A 20,682-nucleotide genomic window follows, 5' to 3' on the forward strand; every position below is an offset into this window, starting at 1 on the left:
TCGTCAGCAAAAGCAACGTCCCTGCCGCTGTACACGAACACCCTATCGGTAGGCCACGAACCCCACTGGTCTGGTCCTGGTCAGACCTTCGAGAGGGTCCCGTTGCGACGCCGGGGCAGGCCGGTGGTGAGCAGGATGGCGGTCACCGCGACCGCCAGCACCAGCAGGGCCGTCCACCACTTGAGTTGCAGGCCGAGGACCACGACACCGAAGGCGATCAGGAAGGTCCACAGGTACATCAGAAGGACTGCCCGGCGATGCGAGTGACCGCGCTGCATGAGGCGGTGATGCAGATGGAGTTTGTCGGCAGCGAACGGCGACCGGCCGGCCTTGGTACGGCGTACGTAGGCCATCGTCAGGTCGAGCGCCGGGATCGCCAGGACCGCGATCGGCAGGATGAGCGGGAGCAGTGCGGGCAACAGGCTGGAGCCGCCGACCTCGTACGGGACCGCGTTGGGGTCGACCTGGCCGGTCAGGCTGATCGTCGACGCGGCCAGCATCAATCCGATCAGCAGGGCGCCCGAGTCGCCCATGAACACTCTTGCTGGAAAGAAGTTGTGCGGCAGGAAGCCCATACAAGCTCCGGCCAGCGCGACCGTGATGAGGGTCGAGGTGGTGGCGCGGTCGAGGTTCTGCTCGACGTTCAGCAGGTACGAGTAGGTGAAGAACGCGCCGGCCCCGATCGCGGTGACGCCGGCGGCCAGACCGTCCAGGCCGTCGACGAAGTTCACCGCGTTGGTGGAGACGAGCAGGATGCCGGCGGTCAGCACGGCCAGCTGCGCGGGCGGCGGCGAAAAGATGCCGCCGGGCAACGGGAGCCAGTACAACTGGATGCCTTGGACAACCATCACGCCGACGGCGAGGACCTGGCCGGCCAGCTTGGTGATCGCGTCCAGTTCGTACAGGTCGTCGATGACGCCGACCGCGCAGATCACCACGCCGCCGATCAGGATGGCCCGGGCGTCATGGGCGACCTGCAGGCTGTCGCCGAGGAAGGGCAGGCTGGAGGCGACCGCGAAGCCGGCGATCAGACCGGCCAGGATCGAGATGCCGCCGAAGTACGGGATCGGGACCTTGTGCACGTCCCGGGTCCGCACCCGGGCGACCGCGCCGTACCGCAGAGCGACCTGCCGGGCCACACCGGTCAGCAGAAACGTCGTGGCCATCGCCACGAACAGGACCAGCAGATACTCGCGCACTAGTCCGCAGGCCTCACATCAGGTGCCTTGTCGTCGAGCTTGGCTACGTCGGTGGGCTTGTCGTCCGCCGGCCTTTCCTCGGCGGGCTTGTCGTCCGCCGTCTGTTCGTTGGACGCCACAGGTGCTGCTTTGGTTGGCTCGTCCTGGACCTTCTCGTCGGTCGGCTGCCCGTCCTGCTGCTGCTCTTCCAGCTTGTCGTCCGCCGGCTTCTCGTCCGCCGGCTTCTCGTCTGCGGGCTGCTCGTCGGCGGGCTTTTCGTCCGGTTCGAGGTCGGTGGTGGTTTCGGGGACGATCTCGCGGATCTGCTGGATGCTGAGGGCGCCGATGCGGACCACGTGCGGGACGTCGCCGGTGAGGTCGACGATGGTGGAGGGCTGCCCACCGGTGACCGGGCCGCCGTCGAGGTAGACGGCGACCGTGTCGAGCAGCTGCGCCTCGGCGTCGTACACGTCGAGTGCCGCCGGCTGGCCGCTCAGGTTCGCGGAGCTGACGGCGAGCGGTCCGGTGCGGGACAGCAGCTCGCGGGTGTTCTCGTGGTCCGGCACGCGCAGCGCGACCGTCCCCTGGGTGTCCCCCAAGTCCCACATCAGCGAACCCTGCGCATGGCAGATCACCGTCAACGGCCCCGGCCAGAACGCCTCGCACAGCTTGCGGCCGGCCTCCGGTACGTCGGTCGCCAACGCCTCCAGCGACTCGACCACCGAGATCAGCACCGGCGGCGGCATGTCCCGCCCACGGCCCTTCGCGTCCAGCAGCCGTTGCACGGCGTCGGCCTTGAAGGCGTCCGCGGCGATGCCGTAGACCGTGTCGGTCGGCAGTACCACCAGGTCGCCCGCCTCGATGGCGTCGACGGCCGCGCGGTACGCCGGTGCCAGCTCATCACCGGTGAAGTCAAAGCGCTCGCTCACGGAGTGCATCGTGCCACCCACGGGGTCGCCACCTCCAGCCGGGTTCGCCGAGCGCGCCCTTGACAAACGATTGTCAGCTTCCCGGCCGGCTACCACCAAGCCTGCATAAGATCCCCGCCATGACTGCATTGAACGGCCGAGCCTCCGGCCCGGCGGGGTCATGGGGCTGGAACTCCCGGCCTTCCCTCGTCGCTGCGGTCGCTTCGCTCCCTCCACTCCTCAGTCCAGGCCGGGAGGCCCCATGACCGTGACACGCGACTTCATTGCAGGCTTGCCGAAGGCCGAGCTGCATGTCCACCACGTCGGATCCGCCTCGCCGCGGATCGTCGCCGAGCTCGCCGCCCGGCACCCCGGCTCGCCGGTCCCGGCCGACGCCGCGGCCCTCGCGGAGTACTTCCAGTTCACCGACTTCGCCAAGTTCGTCGAGATCTACCTGTCCGTGGTCGACCTGATCACCACCCCGGACGACGTCCGGCTGCTCACCTACGAGGTGGCCCGCGAGATGGCCGGCCAGAACATCCGGTACTCCGAGCTCACCGTCACGCCGTACACGTCGATGATCCGCGGGATCGCCGCGGAGGCGTTCTGCGAGGCGATCGAGGACGCCCGGCTGGCGGCCGAGAAGGAGTTCGGCATCACCCTGCGGTGGATCTTCGACATCCCCGGCGAGGCCGGTCTGGAGGCCGCGGCGGAGACGCTGCGGGTCGCCACCGAGATCCGCCCCGACGGCCTGGTCGGCTTCGGCCTCGGCGGCCCCGAGATCGGCGTACCGCGGCCGCAGTTCGCCCCGTACTTCGATGCCGCCCGCGCCGCCGGGCTGCACAGCGTGCCGCACGCGGGCGAGACCACCGGCCCGGAGACCATCTGGGACGCCCTGCGGGTGCTGAAGGCCGAGCGCATCGGCCACGGCACGTCCGCGCTGCAGGACCCGGCTCTGGTCGACTACCTCGGCGAGCACCGGATCCCGCTCGAGGTCAGCCCGACCTCGAACCTCGCCACCCGTGTGGTCGCGTCGTACGAGGAGCACCCGCTGCGCGGCATGGTCGAGGCCGGCCTGGTCGTCACCATCAACTCCGACGACCCGCCGATGTTCGGCACCGACCTGGTCAGCGAGTACGTCGTCGCCACCGACCTGCTCCAACTCGACAACCAGGGCGCCGCAGACCTGGCCCGCACCGCCGTCGAGGTCTCCTTCGCCGACGACACCACCAAGACGGCCCTACTGACCGAGATCGACGACTACGCCGCCAACGCGTAACCACCACCCCGCCCTCACCACTCGCCCTCCGCCGCCACCCAACCCCTGGCGCCCCTCCCCCGCCACCGCCCCTCGCCCTTTCCATCTCGGGGGTTGACCCCTGAGATGGTGGGTTGCCCCCTCTGATTCTGGGGTGGCAACCCACCTTTTCGGGGGTTGACCCCCGAGATGCGCGAGCCGGGGCGAGGTTCGCCAGGAGGCGGTGGGACCGGTTCAGGCGGCGGGGCCGGGGGCGTGGGAGCCGGGTGCATGGGGCCGGAGTGTGGGGGCCGGAGTGCGTGGAGGTGAGCTAGATGCGGCGGCCGGTGGCGAAGCGGTGGCGGCCGGCGAGGTCTAGCTGGTCGCGGACCTCGGTGAAGAGGCCGGTGGCTGCGAATACCGCGGGGGCCGACTCGCCTTGGACGTCGGCGTGTTCGCAGCCGAACCAGCCGCCCGGCTTCAGTAGGCGACCTGCTGTGGCGGCGACGACCTTGATCTCGTCCAGGCCGTCGTCGCCTGACCAGAGCGCCAGTGCCGGGTCGTGGTCGCGCACCTCGGCCGTGACGGATTCCCAAGCAGTCAAAGGGATGTACGGCGGGTTGGAGATCACCGCGTCGACCTGACCGTCCAGCTCGGGCAGGCAGCCGTCGATGTCGCCCTCGTGCAGTGTGGCTCCAGTACCCGCCAGGTTCTGGCGGGCCCAGACACAGGCCTCGGCGGACAACTCCACGGCATGCACAGTGCTGTCGGGTCGCTCAGTGGCGACTGCCCCGGCTATGGCTCCCGAGCCGCTGCACAGGTCGACCACCAGCGGGTTCTCCACGTCAGCGAGCTTGTCGAGGATCCAGCCGACCAGTACTTCGGTCTCGGGCCTAGGCACGAACACACCAGGCCCTACAGCCAGGTCGCGGTAGCGGAAGGCCGCAGTACCGGTCAGGTGTTGCAGTGGTTCGCGCTGCGCGCGGCGGGCGAGCAGAGCCGCGTACTGCGCTTCCTGGTCGGGTGTGGGCTTCACCAGGCCGAGCTGCATCCGGCGGACGCCCGTGACGTGCGCAAGGAGCTCAGCGGCGTCGTAGTCGGGTGAGGCGACGCCGGCCTCGGCCAGCTGGGCAGTGGCCTCGGCAAGGAGAGTACGGACGCTCACTGGGACTCGACGGCCTCTAGACGCGCGGTGAGGTCCGCCTCGGTCAGTGCCTGGATCACCGGGGCTAGCTCGCCGTTGAGTACCTGGTCGAGGTTGTGCGCCTTGTAGCCGACCCGGTGGTCGGAGAAGCGGTTCTCCGGGTAGTTGTAGGTGCGGACGCGCTCAGAGCGATCAACAGTGCGGATCTGCGACCGGCGGGCGTCGGAGGCCTCCTGGTCAGCCGCCTCCTGGGCCGCGGCGAGCAGCCGGGACCGCAGTACGCGCATCGCCTGTTCGCGGTTCTGCAGCTGGGACTTCTCGTTCTGCATCGAGACGACGATGCCGGTCGGCAGGTGGGTGATCCGCACCGCCGAGTCGGTCGTGTTGACGCTCTGCCCACCCGGACCGGACGACCGGAACACGTCGATGCGCAGATCGTTCTGGTCGATCTCGACGTCCACGTCCTCCGCCTCGGGCAGCACCAGGACACCGGCCGCGCTGGTGTGGATCCGGCCCTGCGACTCGGTCACCGGCACGCGCTGGACCCGGTGCACGCCACCCTCGAACTTCAGCTTCGCGTACGGCGCTTCGCCGGGCTCGGGCGTGCCCTTCGCCTTCACCGCGACGGTGATCGACTTGTAGCCACCCAAGTCGGACTCGGCGGAGTCGAGCACCTCGGTCTTCCAGTTCTGCGACTCGGCGTACTTGAGGTACATCTTCAGCAGGTCGCCGGCGAACAGCGCCGACTCGTCGCCGCCCTCCCCCGCCTTGATCTCGAGGATCGCGTCCTTGTCGTCACTCGGGTCGCGCGGGACGAGCAGCACCTGCAGCTTCTCGGCCAGCTCGTCACGCCGGTGCTCGAGCTTGGTCGCCTCCTCGGCGAAGGACGCGTCCTCGTGCGCCAGTTCGCGGGCCGCCTCGATGTCGTCGGCGGTCTGCAGCCACTCGTCGTAGGTGCGGACCACGGGCGCCAGCGCGGCGTACCGCTTGCCGACCTGACGGGCGACGGCCTGGTCGGAGTGCAGCTCGGGATCCGACATCCGCCGCTCCAGCTCGGCGTACTCCGCCTTCAGCGTCTGTACCGCTTCGAACATGCCCGCACTCCTCTCCTGTGGCCAGTCTGGACAACGCAACGGCGCCGGTCCCGGATCCCCTGGGGAATCCGTGGACCGGCGCCGGAAGGCAACTACTTCTTCGCGTACCGCTTCTCGAAGCGGGCTACGCGGCCACCGGTGTCGAGAATCTTCTGCTTGCCGGTGTAGAACGGGTGGCACTGCGAGCAGACGTCGGAGTGGATGACGCCGTTCTCGGCGGTGCTGAACGTGTCGAACGACGCGCCACAGGCACAGGTCACCTTGGTCGCCACGTAGTTCGGGTGGATGTCGCTCTTCATGAATCTCCTCGAGTCAAACGCCCCGGGTCGCCCGCCAGGTGCGAACGTGAACCGGAACCAACAGGTAATTGTGCCACGAGGCGCGGATACGTACCAATTTGCCGGGGTAGTGATCGGGGTGACCGTGGGGTCAGCCGGATTGCTTTGGTGGGCGTTGGGTCAGCCCTATTGCTCCGGCGCGACTAGGGCAGGCCTCGCGGCGCGGCTGATCGTCGGCTCGGTGGCTCTACGTTGCTGCCGGTTACTACTTCTTGCCCTGGATCCGCGGGTTGGTACCTGCGGGTCGGCTTGTCGGGCAAGAAGTAGTAACAGTCAGCGTTCGGGCAACGTGTTGACAGCTGGTCTTAGCTAACCCGGGATCGCCGTGGGGGTTCCTGTTGCAGGTGGCTTGCCCGGGGTTGCTGTGTCAGTTGCCGTCGTCGGTGGTTCGGCCGTTGCCGGTGGAGGGGGTGGTCTTGTTGACCTGGAGGAGGAACTCGATGTTCGACTTGCTCTCTTTGAGCTTGCCGATCAAGAGTTCCAGGGCGGCTTGGCCGTCCAGGGCGGACAGGACTCGGCGGAGCTTCCAGACGACTGCTGTCTCGTCCTTGCTCATCAGCAATTCCTCGCGGCGGGTGCTGGAGGCGACCACGTCGATGGCCGGGAAGATCCGGCGGTCGGCGAACTCGCGGCGCAGCCGCAGCTCCATGTTGCCGGTGCCCTTGAACTCCTCGAAGATGACCTCGTCCATCTTGGATCCGGTCTCGATCAGCGCCGTCGCCAGGATGGTCAGCGAACCGCCGTCCTCGATGTTCCGCGCCGCGCCGAAGAACCGCTTCGGCGGGTACAGCGCCGACGAGTCGACACCACCGGACAGGATCCGGCCGCTGGCCGGTGCCGCGATGTTGTACGCCCGGCCCAGCCGGGTGATCGAGTCGAGCAGCACGACCACGTCGTGACCCAGCTCGACCAGCCGCTTGGCCCGCTCGATCGCCAGCTCCGCGACCGTGGTGTGGTCGTCGGCCGGCCGGTCGAAGGTCGAGGCGATGACCTCACCCTTCACCGTGCGCTGCATGTCGGTGACCTCTTCGGGCCGCTCGTCCACCAGCACGACCATCAGGTGTACTTCGGGGTTGTTCGTGGTGATCGCGTTCGCCAGTGCCTGCAGCACCATCGTCTTACCGGCCTTCGGCGGCGAGACGATCAGGCCGCGCTGGCCCTTGCCGATCGGGCTGACGATGTCGGCGATCCGGGTGGTGAGGATGCCCGGCTCGGTCTCCAGCCGGAGCCGCTCGGTCGCGTACAGCGGGGTCAGCTTGTTGAAGTCCTGACGCTGCTTGGCGACCTCGGGGTCCGAGCCGTTGACCGTGTCGATCCGGACCAGCGGGTTGAACTTCTCCTTGCGCTCGCCGTCCGACGGCTGCTTCACCGCACCGGTGATCGCGTCACCCTTGCGCAGGCCGTAGCGCTTCACCATCGACAGCGCGACGTACACGTCGTTCGGGCCCGGCAGGTAGCCGCTGGTCCGGACGAACGCGTAGTTGTCGAGCACGTCGAGGATGCCGGCGGCGGGGACCAGTACGTCGTCCTCGCTGATCGTCGGCTCCGGCTCGAAGCGGTCGTTGCGGCCGCGGTTGCGCTGGTTGTCGCGCGCACCCGCGTCCCGGCCACCCCGGTCGCTGCCGCTGCCGGCCCGATCGCGGTCGCGGCCCCGGCGGCGGCGACGACGGCCTTCGCCCTCCTCGCCCCGGTCCGTCTGGGTCTGGCGGTCGCGGTTGTCACGGTCGCGCCCACCGTCACGGTTGCCATCGCGATCGGTCCGCTGACCATCGCGGCCCTGACCATCACGGTTCTGCCCGTCACGGCCCTGACCATCGCGGCTCTGGCCATCGCGGCTTTGGCTGTCACGGTTCTGGCTGTCACGGTTCGGCTGACCGTCGCGGTTGCCGTCGCGCTGGCTCTCGCCGCGGCTCTGCTGACCATCGCGGTTCTGCTGACCGTCGCGGCTTTGCTGCGAGTCACGACCCTGCTGCCCGTCGCGGGCGACCTGGGTCTCGCGCTGGTTGTCGCGGCCGCGGCCGCGGTCGCGGCTGCCGTCACGGTCGCCACGGCTCTCACCGCGGTCGGACTGCTCGGCCGGAGCGCTCTCGGTCTTCTCCGGCGCCTGCACGGCCTCGACCGCCGCAGTACCGTTCTGCACGGCGACCGGGGCCGGCTCGGCCACCTTGGTCACGGGGCTGTTCTGCTCGGCCGTCTCCGCGCTGCTCTGACCGGCGGCGGCGCGGGTACGCCGGCTGCCGGCCCGCTGCGGGGCGTCCTGAGCGGGAGCCTTGGCCTTGACGGCCACCGGCTCCGCGGCCGCCTCGTCCAGGGTCGGCTGACTCGAGCGCGAGCGGGAACCGCCCGACGAGCCGCCACCCGACTGGGCAGCCTTGATCGCCTCGATCAGCTGGCCCTTGCGCAGTGCGCCGGTGCCCTTGATGCCGAGCGTCCCGGCGAGCTGCTTGAGCTCGGGGAGCAGCATGCCTTCGAGGCCGCCTCCGGCCTTGCGGCGCCGCGTGCCGGCGGTAGCCGTCGCGTCGGTGCCGGGGGCCGGCGAGGTGCCGGCTCCGCTGGAGGCTTCAACAGTTTCTGTCACGTGAGGTCCTTCCCACACGGATGGACGATGTCTTGAGAAGACAAATCGCCCGGAATCATCGCCCGCGACCGACGAAACGGCGACGCGGGTATGGAGAGGCGGCTCTCGCTGAATCTGGGTCCCCCGGAAATCTCCGGCGCAGGCGGCGCAAGTCATTCACTGGGAGATCGCCACGTACACCTGGGTGCCGGGAGCAAAGCCCGATGCGGCGAGAGTTCGCCGATCACCTGGAGGGGATCGGGTGAGTCGAGACTAGCACCACTCAGGGTCAGTCTGCTGCCTCGAGGGGTTCAACGCGTGTCCGGGATCGTTCATTCCCACCCTCGGCCAGCAGTTGCCCGGCATCGGCCGGCCAGACCTGTACGCCCAGTGGATCGATACCGAGCTCGTACCGGTGCCAACCGTCGGGAGCTTCGGGCAACCGGCCAGGCTCCGAATTCGGCGAGGTCACGGGTATTTCCGACAGGTCTTCCCCGTCAATGCCGTCCAGCTCGTCAGGTGGGCCGCCCAGCACCAGCACCGTTGGTCCCGCACCACTCACCACAGCCGGTAGTCCACTCCCCCGGAGCTTGTGCACGAGGGCAAGGCTCTCGGGCATGGCGGGCTCTCGGTACTCCTGGTGCAACCGGTCCTCGGTCGCCACCATCAGTAACTCCGGCCGTGCCGTCAGTGCCGCGACGAGCAACGCGGCCCGTCCCGCGTTCGCCGCCGCATCACCATGCGGTACGCCGTCCGGCAACAACCCACGAGCCTCTTTGGTCAGCACCCGCGTCGCCGGTACGTAGGCGACCACCGACAGTCCCGCCAGCGGCTCCAACCGGATCGCCCGGCCGGTCTCGCCCTCGGTCCACGCGATCGTGAACCCACCCAGCGCGCTCGCGGCCACGTTGTCGGGATGCCCCTCGATCTGGTTCGCCAACGCCAGCACGGCATCCCGATCCAGCGGCGTACCGGTCAGCCCGTACGCCGCTGCGATGCCGCCGACGATCGCGGCCGACGACGAACCGAGCCCGCGTCCGTGCGGAATCCGGTTGTCGCAACGCAGGGTGAAACCGGGCACGGACGCACCGAGCGATTCGAGTCCGGCGCGGATCGAGCGCACCACCAGATGCGACTCGTCCAGCGGTACCTCGCCCTCGCCGGGGCCGGTCACCTCGACGGTCACCCCGGATCCGCCGGGGATCACCGTGAGTTCGTCGTACCGGGTCAGGGCCAGGCCGAAGGCGTCGAAGCCCGGCCCCAGGTTGGCACTGGTGGCCGGAACCCGGACGCGGACCGGTCCACCGGCGGCCGGCGCCAACTCAGACCAGCCCGACGAGGCGTGCCACCGCGTCGGTGTCGGCCGGCGTCACCGGCGACTCCTCGACGGTCGCGAACGACAGTGCGGTGTCGATGTCCTTGAGGCCGTGACCCGTGACGGTGATCACCACGGTCGACCCCGCATCGAGCCGTCCCGCGGCCTTGGTGGCCAGCAACCCGGCGACACCTGCGGCCGAGGCGGGCTCCACGAAAACGCCTTCGCGGGCGGCGAGTTCGCGCTGGGCGGTGAGGATCTGCTGGTCACTGACCGCCTCGATCCGGCCACCGGACTCGTCCCGCGCGGCCTCTGCCAGCGTCCAGGACGCCGGGTTGCCGACCCGGATCGCGGTCGCGGCGGTGTCCGGCTGCTCGACGATCCGGCCGGTCACGATCGGCGCCGCGCCCTCGGCCTGGAATCCCCACATCTGCGGGGCCTTCGAGGAGATCTTGTCCTTCTTGTACTCCAGGTAGCCCTTCCAGTACGCCGCGATGTTGCCCGCGTTGCCGACCGGCAGCACGTGCAGGTCGGGGGCGTCGCCGAGCGCGTCGCACACCTCGAACGCCGCGGTCTTCTGGCCTTCCAGCCGGACCGGGTTGACCGAGTTCACCAGCGCGACCGGGTAGTGCTTGCCCAGTTCGCGCACGATCCGCAGGCAGTCGTCGAAGCCACCGTCGATCGAGACCAGCTTCGCGCCGTGCACGATCGCCTGGGCCAGCTTGCCCTTCGCGATCCGACCGGCCGGGATGAGTACCAGCGGCAGCAACCCCGCGCGGACGGCGTACGCCGCTGCGGAGGCCGAGGTGTTGCCCGTCGAGGCGCAGACAACCGCCTTGTCACCGGCCTGCGCGGCCAGCGAGATCGCCACCGTCATCCCGCGATCCTTGAACGAGCCGGTCGGGTTGTTGCCCTCGACCTTGAGCCAGACCTCGCAGTTGGTCTGCTCGCTCAGCCACTGCGCGGCCACCAGCGGCGTGCCGCCTTCGCCGAGCGTGACCACCGGAGTGTCCGCCGAGACCGGCAACCGGTCGCGGTATTCCTCGATCACGCCTCGCCATTGGTGGGGCCGCTGCTGAGCCATGTCCTACTCGCCTTCTACCCGCATCACACTGCTGACTTCTCGCACGATGTCCATGTCGCGCAGGGCTTCCACGGTCGCGGACAGTGCGGCGTCGGTGGCGGTGTGGGTGACGACCACGAGCTGCGCGTCACCGCCCCGGCCTTCCTGGCGGACGGTCTGGATCGACACGTCGTGCTCAGCGAACGCCTGGGCCACCGCCGACAGCACACCGGCCTTGTCGGCCACGTCCAGCGACACGTGATAGCGAGTGCGGGTGGCACCCATCGGCCGCGCGGCCCGCTGGGTGTACGACGACTCGCCGACCCCCGGCACACCCTTGAGCCGGTTGCGCGCGGCGGAAACCAGATCCCCGAGGACAGCACTGGCCGTCGGGGCACCGCCGGCACCACGACCATAGAACATCAGCTGGCCGGCCGCTTTGGATTCCACGAAAACCGCGTTGTAGGCGTCCCGGACCGAGGCCAGCGGATGGCTCAGCGGGATCATCGCGGGATAGACCCGGGCCCCGACCGAGTCACTCGCCTCGTCCAGCTCGCAGATCGCCAGGAACTTCACCACACAGCCCATCTCGCGGGCCGAGGCGATGTCGGTAGCGGACACCTCGGTGATGCCCTCGCGATGCACGTCCGCGATGGAAACCCTTGTATGGAAGGCCAAACTCGCCAGCAGGGCAGCCTTGGCGGCCGCGTCGAAACCCTCGATGTCGGCGGTCGGGTCGGCTTCGGCGTACCCGAGGGCCTGGGCTTCCTCGAGCGCCTCGTCGAAGCCCGCTCCGGTGGAGTCCATCTTGTCGAGGATGTAGTTGGTGGTGCCGTTGACGATGCCCATCACCTTGGTGACGTCGTCCCCGGCCAGCGACTCGCGCAGCGGCCGCAGGATCGGGATCGCACCGGCGACGGCGGCCTCGAAGTACAGGTCGCGCTCGTACTTCTCGGCGGCGGCGAACAGCGTCGGGCCGTCCTCGGCGAGCAGTGCCTTGTTTGCCGTGATGACGGAGGCGCCGTGCTCGAGTGCGGTCAGGATCAGGCTGCGGGCGGGCTCGATACCGCCGATCACCTCGATCACCAGGTCGAGGTCACCGCGCGAGACGAGCGCCTGCGCATCGGTGGTGACGAGCGCGGGGTCGACCGCGATGTCGCGCGCGCGGCCGGCCCGGCGTACTGCGATGCCCGCGATCTCCAGCGGGGCGCCGACCCGGGCGGCGAGGTCGTCGGCCCGCTCGGTGAGGATGCGGACCACCTCGGTCCCGACGACGCCGCACCCCAGCAGCGCCACCTTCAACGGCCGCTGCCCCGATCCCACGCTCAGCTTGTGGGGTTCTGAGTTCTCGGTCATTCGGCCCCCATGTCCAGTGCCAGCATGTCGTCCTCGGTCTCGCGACGGACCACGACCCGGGTCTGCCCGTCCTTGACCGCGATCACCGGTGGCCGCGGTACGTGGTTGTAGTTGCTCGCCATCGAGCGGCAGTACGCGCCGGTCCCCGGTACGGCGACCAGGTCGCCCGGCGTGACGTCGGCCGGGATGAACTCGTCGCGCACCAGGATGTCGCCCGACTCGCAGTGCTTGCCGACCACGCGGGACAGCGTCGGCTCGGCATCGGAGTACCGGTTGGCCAGCGTGCAGGAGTAGTCCGCGTCGTACAGCGCGGTGCGGATGTTGTCGCTCATCCCGCCGTCGACGGAGACGTACGTCCGCTGCGCGCCGGCGTCGAGCGCGACCTCCTTGACCGTGCCGACGGTGTAGACCGTGCAGACGGCCGGGCCGACGATCGCGCGGCCGGGCTCGATCGAGACCTTGGGCACCTCGACGCCGAACGCACGGCACTCGTGCTCGACGATCTTGCCCATCTCGGTGGCCAGCTGCGCGGGGTCGGGCGGGTCGTCCTGGGTGGTGTAGGCGATCCCGAAACCGCCACCCAGGTCGAGCTCCGGCATGTCCACGCCGAGCTCGTCGGAAACCCTTGCGTGCAAGGCGATCACGCGCTTGGCGGCCACCTCGAACCCGGACGAGTCGAAGATCTGCGAGCCGATGTGCGAGTGCAGCCCGAGCAGTTCCAGCTCGGCCGCTTCGTTGACCCGGGCAACGGCCTCGTACGCCGCTCCCGAGGTGATCGAGAAGCCGAACTTCTGGTCCTCGTGCGCGGTCGCGATGTACTCGTGGGTGTGCGCCTCGACGCCCGCGGTGACCCGGATCATCACCGGCGCGACCACGTCCCGCTCGCGGGCCAGCTCGATCAGCCGGGAGATCTCGTGCTGGGAGTCGACGATGATCCGGCCGATCCCGGCATCGAGTGCGCGGGCCAGCTCCTGCTCGGACTTGTTGTTGCCGTGGAACCCGAGCCGCTTCGGGTCGGCGCCGGCCCGCAACGCGACGGCCAGCTCGCCACCGCTGCAGATGTCGAGGTTGAGCCCCTCTTCCATCACCCAGCGGACGACCGTAGTACAGAGGAAGGCCTTGCCCGCGTAGTACACGTCGAAGTCCTTGAACCCGAGCTTGAACGCGCGGGCGCGGGCCCGGAAGTCGTCCTCGTCCAGCACGTACGCCGGGCTGCCGTGCTCGGCGACCAGGTCGCGCAGGTCGACGCCGCCGACCTCGAGGGCGCCTTCGGCGTTCTTCTTGGCCGTGTTCGACCACAGCGCCGGGACCAGGTCGTTGGGGTCACGCGGCGCGCGCAGCCACGGCGGTGCCCGGTGGCCGATGTCGGCGTGCAGCGTGCCCGCCTCGTGCGCCCTCACATCCGCTCCGGGGCGGAGACGCCGAGCAGGTCGAGCCCGTTGGCGAGAACCGTCCTGGTCGCACCGACCAGGGTCAGGCGAGCCTTGTGCACCGGCTCCACCTCCTCGTCGCCGCGCGGGAGCACCCGGCAGCTGTCGTAGAACTTGTGGAAGGACGACGCAGTGTCCTCCAGGTAGCGCGCGACCCGGTGCGGCTCGCGCAGCTCGGCCGCGGTGGCGACGACGCCGGGGAACTCGGCCAGCGCCCGGAGCAGGTCGCCCTCCTTCTCGTGACTGAGCAGGCCCGGGTCGAACTCGTCCAGCTTGATCCCGAGCTCGTCGGCGTTGCGCAGGATCGAGGCGAGCCGGGCGTGCGCGTACTGCACGTAGTACACCGGGTTCTCGCTGACCTGGCGGGTCATCTCCTCGATGTCCAGCGTCAGCGGGGAGTCGACCGGGTAGCGGCACAGCGTGTACCGCAGCGGGTCGACGCCGCTCTCCTCGACCAGCTCGGCCAGCGTGACGATGGTGCCGGCCCGCTTGGACAGCTTCATCTCCTCGCCGTTCTTGAGGATCTTCACGAGCTGGCCGATCAGGATCTCGATGTTGTGCTCGGGGTCGTCGCCGGCGCAGGCCGCGATCGCCTTCAGCCGGTTCACGTAGCCGTGGTGGTCGGCGCCGAGCAGGTAGATGCAGACCTCGAAACCGCGCTCGCGCTTGTTCACGTAGTACGCGGCGTCGGAGGCGAAGTACGTCGGCTCGCCGTTGGTCCGGATCAGTACCCGGTCCTTGTCGTCGGTGAAGTCGGTCGTGCGCATCCAGAGCGCGTCGTCCGCGTCGTACAGGTGGCCCTGCTCGCGGAGCTTCTCGATCGCGTGACCGACACCGTCTTGCTCGTGCAGGCTGCGCTCCGACATCCAGACCTCGAACTTGGTCCGGAACTGCTCGAGCTGACCCTGCTGCTCCTTCAGTTGCCGCTCGTAACCGGCCTCCCGGAACGCGACCAACTGCTGGTCCTCCGGCAGCTCCTTGATCCCCGGTACTTCGGCGACGATCCGGGCGGCGAGCTCGTTGATGTACTCACCGTGGTAGCCGTCCTCCGGCACCGGTACGCCGTGCGCGGCGGCCTGGAGCGAGGCGCCGAACTTGTCCATCTGGGCGCCCCGGTCGTTCACGTAGAACTCGCGCGTCACCTTGGCGCCCGCGGCGGTCAGCACCCGGGCCAGCGCGTCGCCGACGGCGGCCCAGCGGGTGTGGCCGAGATGCAGCGGACCGGTCGGGTTGGCGGAGATGAACTCCAGGTTGATCGGCTGACCCTTGAGCGTGTCACTCGATCCGTACGCCGGACCCGCTTCCAGGATCGCCGCGGCCACCTTGCCCTGGGCATCGGCGGCGACCCGGAGGTTGATGAACCCGGGGCCGGCGATCTCGACCGCCGTGACGGCGTCGTCGTCCTGCAACTTGGCCGCCAGCAACTCCGCGAGCTTGCGCGGGTTGCCGAGGCTGGACCGCTTGCCGAGCTGCATCGCGACGTTGGTCGCGTAGTCGCCGTGCTCGGGGTTCTTGGGTCGCTCCACCTTGAGCTCGCCGGGCAGGCCACCCTCGACCGTCAACGTCCCGTCATCGACGAGGGCGGTCAGGGCCAACAGAATCTTTTCAGCGAGCTGTTCCGGAGTCACCGGCCCAGCCTAATGGCCAACCCCCCAAACCCTTGACTCAGTATCCACAGCCCGGTACACCCTCACTCCCAGGGGTTCACCAACTCGACACCGGTCTCCAGGAAATCCTTGATATTCCGGGTCGCCAGCGCCATCTGCCCCGCCCGGCAGATGGCCGCGATCTGAGCGTCGAACGGCTCGATCGGCAGGCCCTTGCGCTCTCGCTCCAGAATCACCTGCGGGCAGATCTCCGCGGCGGCGGTGTCGAACGGCAGGATATTGCCGCCGAACTGGTCGAAGACCAGATCTGCGGCCTCGCTCATCCGCACCTTTCGCCGCCCGGCGGGTATCCGCTCGATTCCGTAGCGGATCTCCGTGACGGTGATAGCCGTGATGCACAACTCGTCCCTCGACTGCTGCACGATCCAGTTCCAGACAGCCTCGTCCGGTGTCACCTTCATCAACTCGGAGGCGACATTCGTGTCGAACACGATCATCAGTCGAAGTCCACCGACCTGATCGTGCCCGTCCGTGCGGGCAGTTCCAGATCGACCCCGCCGATCTCGGCGAACCGTCGATGCAATGCCATCCCGAGGTTCTCGCGCTCGTCCACCTCACCGTCACCGTCGACGGCATCGACGAGGATCGCGCGCACCTCCGCCTCCATCGAACGGCCATGCCTTGCTGCCCGGACCCGTAGCCGGTGTTTTACCTTGTCGTCCAGGTTACGTACAGTAATCACTGCCATCCGGAACCACCTCCTATGACGTCAATGCTAGCACTGACGCCGTTGACTTCAGGCGGGGCTGAGGCGCAGGATCGCGGTCTTTCCGACTACTGCGACAGTGACGACCTTGAGGTTGTTCATGCGATAGGAGCCGCCTGGGCGCTGGGCCTTGGTGCTGATGCTGCAGCAGCCGCCCGCGGCGCCGTAGTCGACCGTGCCGTCGCTCACTCGGCTGATCACCAAGATGTTGGTGAAGCCCAGGGCGCTCTTCTTGACCGGCAAGCGGGTGCCGGTACGTACTGCGACTTCACATCGGGCGTCCGCGCAAGCCTTGTAGTTGGTCCCGTCAGCGGCGGTGGGGACCGGCTTGGGTGGCTTGGGGGTCGGCTTCGGCATCGGCTTCGGCGTACCGGAGCCGGGTGCGGTGATCGGGGCTGAAGGCGTAACGCCTGGGGTCGGCGTCGCCTCGGGGCCTGGGGTGGGTCTGCCGGTGGGGCTCTGCGGGGTGGCGTTCGCGGTTGGTGAGGAGCCGGCAGTGCCGTCGTCCGGCGTACCGCCGCAGCCGGTGAGGGCGAAGGCCGCAACTGCGAGGAGGGCGAGTTTGCTCTTCATGAACGCCAGTCAACCGCGCCCGAGGGGCTCTCGGCGGCCGCGTGCCCGGTTCCTGCCACTCGGTCAGTGGGTGGCTTTGACCTCGATGGTGCTTTCGCGGGGGAGTTTGGTGTCCCACGAGGCTGGTTCGCCATTGACTCGAACCGTCAGGGAGGCGCAGGCGTCGGCCAGGCAGCGGGCGTCGTACCGGACTCCCCAGAGGGTGAAGAACTGGTTCAGGGTCGGGCGTTCTTCCTTCGTCTTCGCCTCGACGTAGATCAGGCCGTCCGTGCCGTGCGTGTGGATCGCCGCCTGCTCGGCCCGGATCCGGTCGACGCCGATCCCGGCCGGGACCTGCACCGGCTTGCCGTCCACCGCGACCGTGAGCGTCACCGTGAACGGAGCCGGACCCTGGAAGTCCAGCGGCAACCGCTCGAAGCCCGCCTTGTCGATGTACGAGACCGCGTCGCGCGGCGCGTCCCACGGCGGCGGGCCGGTCCGCAGCTCCGCCGGTCCGGCCGGCGCGGGACCGACCTGGCAACCGCTCAGTACCGGCACCAGGCTCACCGCGACGGCGACCAGCAGCACACCCACTCTCATGCCGAGCAGGGTTTCACGTCACCGCTCGGACGGCATCACGACCCAGAGCACGATGTAGGCGATGAACTGCGGACCGGGCAGCAGACAGCTGATCACGAAGATCAGCCGGACGGTGTTCGGCGACATCCCGAAGCGACGGGCCAGGCCGGCGCAGACACCACCGATCCAGCGACCACCGGACGGACGGACCAAAGTGCTAGCCATGAGTTCGTTTTCCTTTCGGTACTGGGACTTACGACCACTATGACGACCCGGTACCCCGACCAGATCCCGCCGCGCGGAAGACCCAGGGACCGATCAGGGTCTCCCCCGGTGCGAGCCCTGGCCGGATTTCCTGCTACTGTTCTGCTCGTTCCTGAGCCCCCGTAGCTCAGGGGATAGAGCACCGCCCTCCGGAGGCGGGTGCGCAGGTTCGAATCCTGCCGGGGGCGCGCGATCGATCTGGGCGATTCATGCTCGCGGAAAGCGCGAGCCTGGATCGCTCGCGGTGTTTTATGGGGGCGAGGCCCCCATGCCCCCGCCCGGAGGGGCTTCGCCGGCCCGGATGCCGAATGGCGCCAGCGGCTCCGCGCGGCCCAGGCGTTCGCCGCCGCCACCGACCCGATCAGCCAGTTCCACGACGCACCCGACGACGAACTCCGGGCCGAACTCCTCCGCGGCGCCGCCCTGATCCTCGGCCCGACCAAGCCCTGAAAACGGCGACGACCTTGCGATACATGACAAACTCCCAAGGGTGCGGAAGACCACACTTCTCGGCCGGGTAGCAGAGCAGGAACGCCTGGCCGCCCTCGTCAGCGGCATTACGGAGCATGGTGGAGCCCTGCTGCTTCGTGGGCAGGCAGGGATTGGGAAGTCTGCTCTGCTTGGTGAAGCGGCTGGGGTGGCGCAGGCTGGTGGGGTTCGGGTGTTGTCTGTCACCGGGGCTGAGTCCGAGCAGCATTTCCCGTACGCCGCGCTGCAGCAGCTCCTCTACCCGGTGCGCAGCGGGATCGAGGCGCTTCCTCGTCCGCAGCGTGATGCATTGAAGGCCGCGCTCGGGCTTGCCGAGGGTGGTCTGCCGGATGTGTACCTGGTCGGTCTGGCCGCGCTCAATCTTCTCTCCGAGGCCGGTACGCCGCTTCTGCTGCTCGTCGAGGACGCGCACTGGCTCGACCAGGCCAGTGCGGACGTGCTGGCCTTCGTCGCTCGGCGGCTGGAGTCCGAGCCGATCGTTTTCCTTTCCGCTGTTCGCGACGGCGTACGGTGCCAGTTCGACAAGGCCGGGTTGCCGTCTCTGCAGGTGGAGCCGTTGACCGACGAGCTGTCGGCGAGCCTGCTCGACCGCGTCTCCCCCGGGCTGGAGCAACCGGTCCGCGAAAGGCTACTGGCCGAGGCTGCCGGCAACCCGCTCGCGCTGACCGAGCTGCCGCACACGGTCCAGCCGGATTCATTGCTGAAGGCAACCTTGCCGTTGAACGTGCGACTCGAGCATGCCTTCGGCGACAAGTTCACTGCGCTGCCCGGACCGACCCGGATGTGCCTACTGGTTGCCGCGCTCAACGATCGCGGGACGGTAGCCGAGACGCTCGCGGCCGCCGCGGCAGCGCTCGGAGTACCGGTGGGGGCGGATGCGCTCGCACCGGCTGCCGAGGCGCGGCTGATCGACCTTGAAGGTGGGCTGACCTTCCGGCATCCGTTGATCCGGTCCGCGATCGTGCAGACCACCACGGCGCCGGAGCGGCAGGCGGCTCATCGGGCGCTGGCCGATGCGTTGGCGAAGGAGCCTGAGCGACAGGTCTGGCATCTCGCGGCAGCCACTTCCACGCCGGACGAGACGATCGCCAGTGCGCTTGTCACGGCTGCGGAGCGGGCGCAGTACCGGGCTGGGGTTGGCGCGGCCATTGCGGCGCTGCAGGAGGCCGCCCGGCTGAGCGAAACCCCGCAACTGCGGGCCGACCGGCTCCTTCGGGCAGCTGATCTCAGTGTCGAGGCCGGCCGGCCCGACCTGGTACGGCGGCTGCTGGCCGAGGCTGCGTCCGGCGAACTGACCGCGCAGGACCAGGCGCGGGCGACCTGGATCCGGAGCAGTTTCGACGACGGGCTGGTCGAGGACACGGCCGGTCCGATCGAGCTGGCCAAGCTGGCTCGTTCGGTCCACGAAGACGGCGATCTCGAGCTGGCGATGCGGGTGCTGTGGGGCGCGGGCATGCGCTGTTTCTGGTCCGAGCCCGGCCCGGAAGGGCGTCAGCACCTGCTCGACGTCGCGGACAGCCTGCCGCTCGACGAACGCGACCCGAGGCTGATCGCGATCCTCGCGTACGTCGCGCCGATCGAACGCGGCAAAACGGTGGCGGCCGGGCTGATGGAGCTGGCCGGGCAGACCGGCGGCGATCCGCAGATCGAGCGGTTCCTGGGCAGTGCGGCGCTGCAGATCGGTGGCTTCGAACTGTCGGCGCGCTTCTCCTCGTCGGCCGCGGCGGGGCTGCGGAAGCAGGGAAGGCTCGGGTTGCTCGGGCGTGCGCTGACTGTCCACGCCTGGAGCGCTACACGTCTCGGCAACCTCGGCGTCGCCCTGCCTGCGGCCGAGGAAGCGGCCAGGCTCGCCAAGGAGACCAACCAGACCTTCATGTACGGCTTCGCCCTCTCCACCCAGGCAGAGATAGCTGCACTCCGCGGCCAGTACGCCGAAGCCGCCGCGCTCGCCGCAGAAGCGGAGCACGTCGGCCTCGCGGCTGCAGCCCGGCCAGTGCTGGCCACTGTGCAGCTCGCCCGCGGGCTGGCCGCCCTGGGCGAAGGCAGGCATGCCGACGCCTTCGCCGACCTGCACCGGATCTTCGACCCCGCCGAACCGGCGTACCAGCTCGCGCTGCGCTGCTACGTGATCGCGGAGCTGGCCGAGGCGGCCATCCGCTGTGGGCAGGAGGACGCGGTCCGCAAGATCGTGCGCGAGCTGGAGAAGGACGCGCAGCAGACGTCGTCACCCGCTTTGCACACCGGGCTGCGCTACGTCCGCGCAGTACTGGCGAGTGACGACAAGGCTGAGAAGCTGTTCGGCGCCGCGCTGGCCGCTGATCTGACCGGGTGGCCGTTGGAGCGTGGGCGGCTGCAGCTCGCGTTCGGAGAGTGGTTGCGGCGGCACCGGCGAGCAGCGGAGTCGCGGGTGCACCTGCGGGCGGCCCGCGAGACGTTCGACGCGCTAGGCCTGGTCCCGTGGAGCGAGCGCGCCCGCAACGAGCTGCGCGCCGCCGGGGAGATCAGCCCACGCCGTACGCCGGACGCCCGCGAACAGCTCACCGCCCACGAACTGAGCATCGCCCAACTGGCCGCTGACGGCCTGACCAATCGCGAGATCGGCCAGCGGCTCTACCTGTCCCACCGCACCGTCAGCACCCACCTGCACCGAATCTTCCCGAAGCTGGGCATCACGTCCCGCGCGGACCTGCCCGCAGTACTGCAGAACGCGCAGGCTTGACGTACACCACCACCGTCACCTGACGGGCGCGAAGCGGGCACTGCTGTCCCTAACTTCGAGCCATGAGCGAGCTACTGAGCTACTTC

General features: G+C 69.0%; 19 protein-coding genes and 1 tRNA gene. 4 read left to right on the forward strand and 16 right to left on the reverse strand.

Features of this window, described 5'->3' with window-relative positions; translation table 11 throughout:
- Positions 1-80: 80 nt before the first annotated feature.
- Both ACQPYM_RS30135 and ACQPYM_RS30140 read right to left on the reverse strand, forming a co-directional pair.
- Positions 81-1,199, reverse strand: a complete 1,119-nt coding sequence (locus ACQPYM_RS30135) for a glycosyltransferase family 4 protein (protein WP_433007273.1) — start codon at positions 1,197-1,199, stop codon at positions 81-83.
- The gene (locus ACQPYM_RS30140) at positions 1,199-2,116 is read right to left on the reverse strand and encodes an L-threonylcarbamoyladenylate synthase (protein WP_433007276.1); all 918 of its coding nucleotides are present in this window, start codon (positions 2,114-2,116) and stop codon (positions 1,199-1,201) included. The genes ACQPYM_RS30135 and ACQPYM_RS30140 overlap by 1 nt, the downstream gene beginning before the upstream one ends.
- Positions 2,117-2,348: 232 nt before the next feature.
- Here ACQPYM_RS30140 and ACQPYM_RS30145 point away from each other — a divergent pair, with 232 nt between their 5' ends.
- Positions 2,349-3,365 (forward strand): adenosine deaminase, encoded by a 1,017-nt coding sequence (locus ACQPYM_RS30145; protein WP_433007279.1) that lies wholly within the window; start codon positions 2,349-2,351, stop codon positions 3,363-3,365.
- 289 nt (positions 3,366-3,654) lie between these two features.
- Here the strand turns inward: ACQPYM_RS30145 and prmC are convergent, their stop codons facing one another.
- The 14 genes from prmC to ACQPYM_RS30215 all read right to left on the reverse strand — a co-directional run bounded on the left by prmC (position 3,655) and on the right by ACQPYM_RS30215 (position 17,349).
- On the reverse strand, positions 3,655-4,488 hold the full coding sequence (gene prmC / locus ACQPYM_RS30150) for a peptide chain release factor N(5)-glutamine methyltransferase (RefSeq protein ID WP_433007282.1): 834 nt from the start codon (positions 4,486-4,488) through the stop codon (positions 3,655-3,657).
- Positions 4,485-5,561, reverse strand: coding sequence for a peptide chain release factor 1 (gene prfA / locus ACQPYM_RS30155; protein ID WP_433007285.1), 1,077 nt, complete (start codon positions 5,559-5,561; stop codon positions 4,485-4,487). Before prfA ends, prmC begins: the two co-directional genes overlap by 4 nt.
- A 92-nt stretch (positions 5,562-5,653) precedes the next feature.
- Complete coding sequence (gene rpmE / locus ACQPYM_RS30160) at positions 5,654-5,860, reverse strand: 50S ribosomal protein L31 (protein WP_433007288.1); 207 nt, start codon at positions 5,858-5,860, stop codon at positions 5,654-5,656.
- A gap of 406 nt (positions 5,861-6,266) precedes the next feature.
- Entirely contained in the window at positions 6,267-8,477 is a 2,211-nt protein-coding gene (gene rho / locus ACQPYM_RS30165) for a transcription termination factor Rho (protein WP_433007290.1), read from the reverse strand.
- 268 nt (positions 8,478-8,745) lie between these two features.
- Positions 8,746-9,777 carry a homoserine kinase gene (gene thrB / locus ACQPYM_RS30170; protein WP_433007293.1) on the reverse strand — a complete coding sequence of 344 codons (1,032 nt, stop codon included), beginning with the start codon at positions 9,775-9,777 and terminating at the stop codon, positions 8,746-8,748.
- A gap of 1 nt (position 9,778) precedes the next feature.
- A complete protein-coding gene (gene thrC / locus ACQPYM_RS30175; protein ID WP_433007295.1) occupies positions 9,779-10,855 on the reverse strand; it encodes a threonine synthase in 1,077 nt (358 codons plus the stop codon).
- A 3-nt stretch (positions 10,856-10,858) separates the two neighbouring features.
- Entirely contained in the window at positions 10,859-12,190 is a 1,332-nt protein-coding gene (locus ACQPYM_RS30180; RefSeq protein ID WP_433007297.1) for a homoserine dehydrogenase, read from the reverse strand.
- Complete coding sequence (lysA, locus tag ACQPYM_RS30185) at positions 12,187-13,590, reverse strand: diaminopimelate decarboxylase (protein ID WP_433007299.1); 1,404 nt, start codon at positions 13,588-13,590, stop codon at positions 12,187-12,189. Before lysA ends, ACQPYM_RS30180 begins: the two co-directional genes overlap by 4 nt.
- Positions 13,587-15,248 carry an arginine--tRNA ligase gene (gene argS / locus ACQPYM_RS30190; RefSeq protein ID WP_433007301.1) on the reverse strand — a complete coding sequence of 554 codons (1,662 nt, stop codon included), beginning with the start codon at positions 15,246-15,248 and terminating at the stop codon, positions 13,587-13,589. Before argS ends, lysA begins: the two co-directional genes overlap by 4 nt.
- 62 nt (positions 15,249-15,310) lie before the next feature.
- The gene (locus ACQPYM_RS30195) at positions 15,311-15,724 is read right to left on the reverse strand and encodes a type II toxin-antitoxin system VapC family toxin (RefSeq protein ID WP_433007303.1); all 414 of its coding nucleotides are present in this window, start codon (positions 15,722-15,724) and stop codon (positions 15,311-15,313) included.
- Positions 15,724-15,975: a FitA-like ribbon-helix-helix domain-containing protein gene (locus ACQPYM_RS30200; RefSeq protein WP_433007305.1), complete on the reverse strand. Its 252-nt coding sequence runs from the start codon at positions 15,973-15,975 to the stop codon at positions 15,724-15,726. Before ACQPYM_RS30200 ends, ACQPYM_RS30195 begins: the two co-directional genes overlap by 1 nt.
- Positions 15,976-16,023: 48 nt before the next feature.
- On the reverse strand, positions 16,024-16,566 hold the full coding sequence (locus ACQPYM_RS30205; protein ID WP_433007307.1) for a hypothetical protein: 543 nt from the start codon (positions 16,564-16,566) through the stop codon (positions 16,024-16,026).
- Between the two features lie 63 nt (positions 16,567-16,629).
- Positions 16,630-17,145 (reverse strand): hypothetical protein, encoded by a 516-nt coding sequence (locus ACQPYM_RS30210; protein WP_433007309.1) that lies wholly within the window; start codon positions 17,143-17,145, stop codon positions 16,630-16,632.
- Positions 17,146-17,163: 18 nt separating this feature from the next.
- Entirely contained in the window at positions 17,164-17,349 is a 186-nt protein-coding gene (locus ACQPYM_RS30215; protein ID WP_433007311.1) for a PspC domain-containing protein, read from the reverse strand.
- Between the two features lie 155 nt (positions 17,350-17,504).
- On the opposite strand from ACQPYM_RS30215, the gene ACQPYM_RS30220 reads away from it, so the two are divergent.
- From ACQPYM_RS30220 to ACQPYM_RS30230, 3 genes are all read left to right on the forward strand, one after another.
- A tRNA-Arg gene (locus ACQPYM_RS30220) sits at positions 17,505-17,576 on the forward strand.
- Complete coding sequence (locus ACQPYM_RS30225; RefSeq protein ID WP_433007313.1) at positions 17,548-17,838, forward strand: hypothetical protein; 291 nt, start codon at positions 17,548-17,550, stop codon at positions 17,836-17,838. The genes ACQPYM_RS30220 and ACQPYM_RS30225 overlap by 29 nt, the downstream gene beginning before the upstream one ends.
- 40 nt (positions 17,839-17,878) lie before the next feature.
- On the forward strand, positions 17,879-20,596 hold the full coding sequence (locus ACQPYM_RS30230; protein ID WP_433007315.1) for an AAA family ATPase: 2,718 nt from the start codon (positions 17,879-17,881) through the stop codon (positions 20,594-20,596).
- The last annotated feature ends 86 nt before the right edge of the window (positions 20,597-20,682 follow it).

The organism is Kribbella sp. CA-294648 (assembly GCF_050943845.1).
In the GTDB taxonomy this organism is placed as follows: domain Bacteria; phylum Actinomycetota; class Actinomycetes; order Propionibacteriales; family Kribbellaceae; genus Kribbella.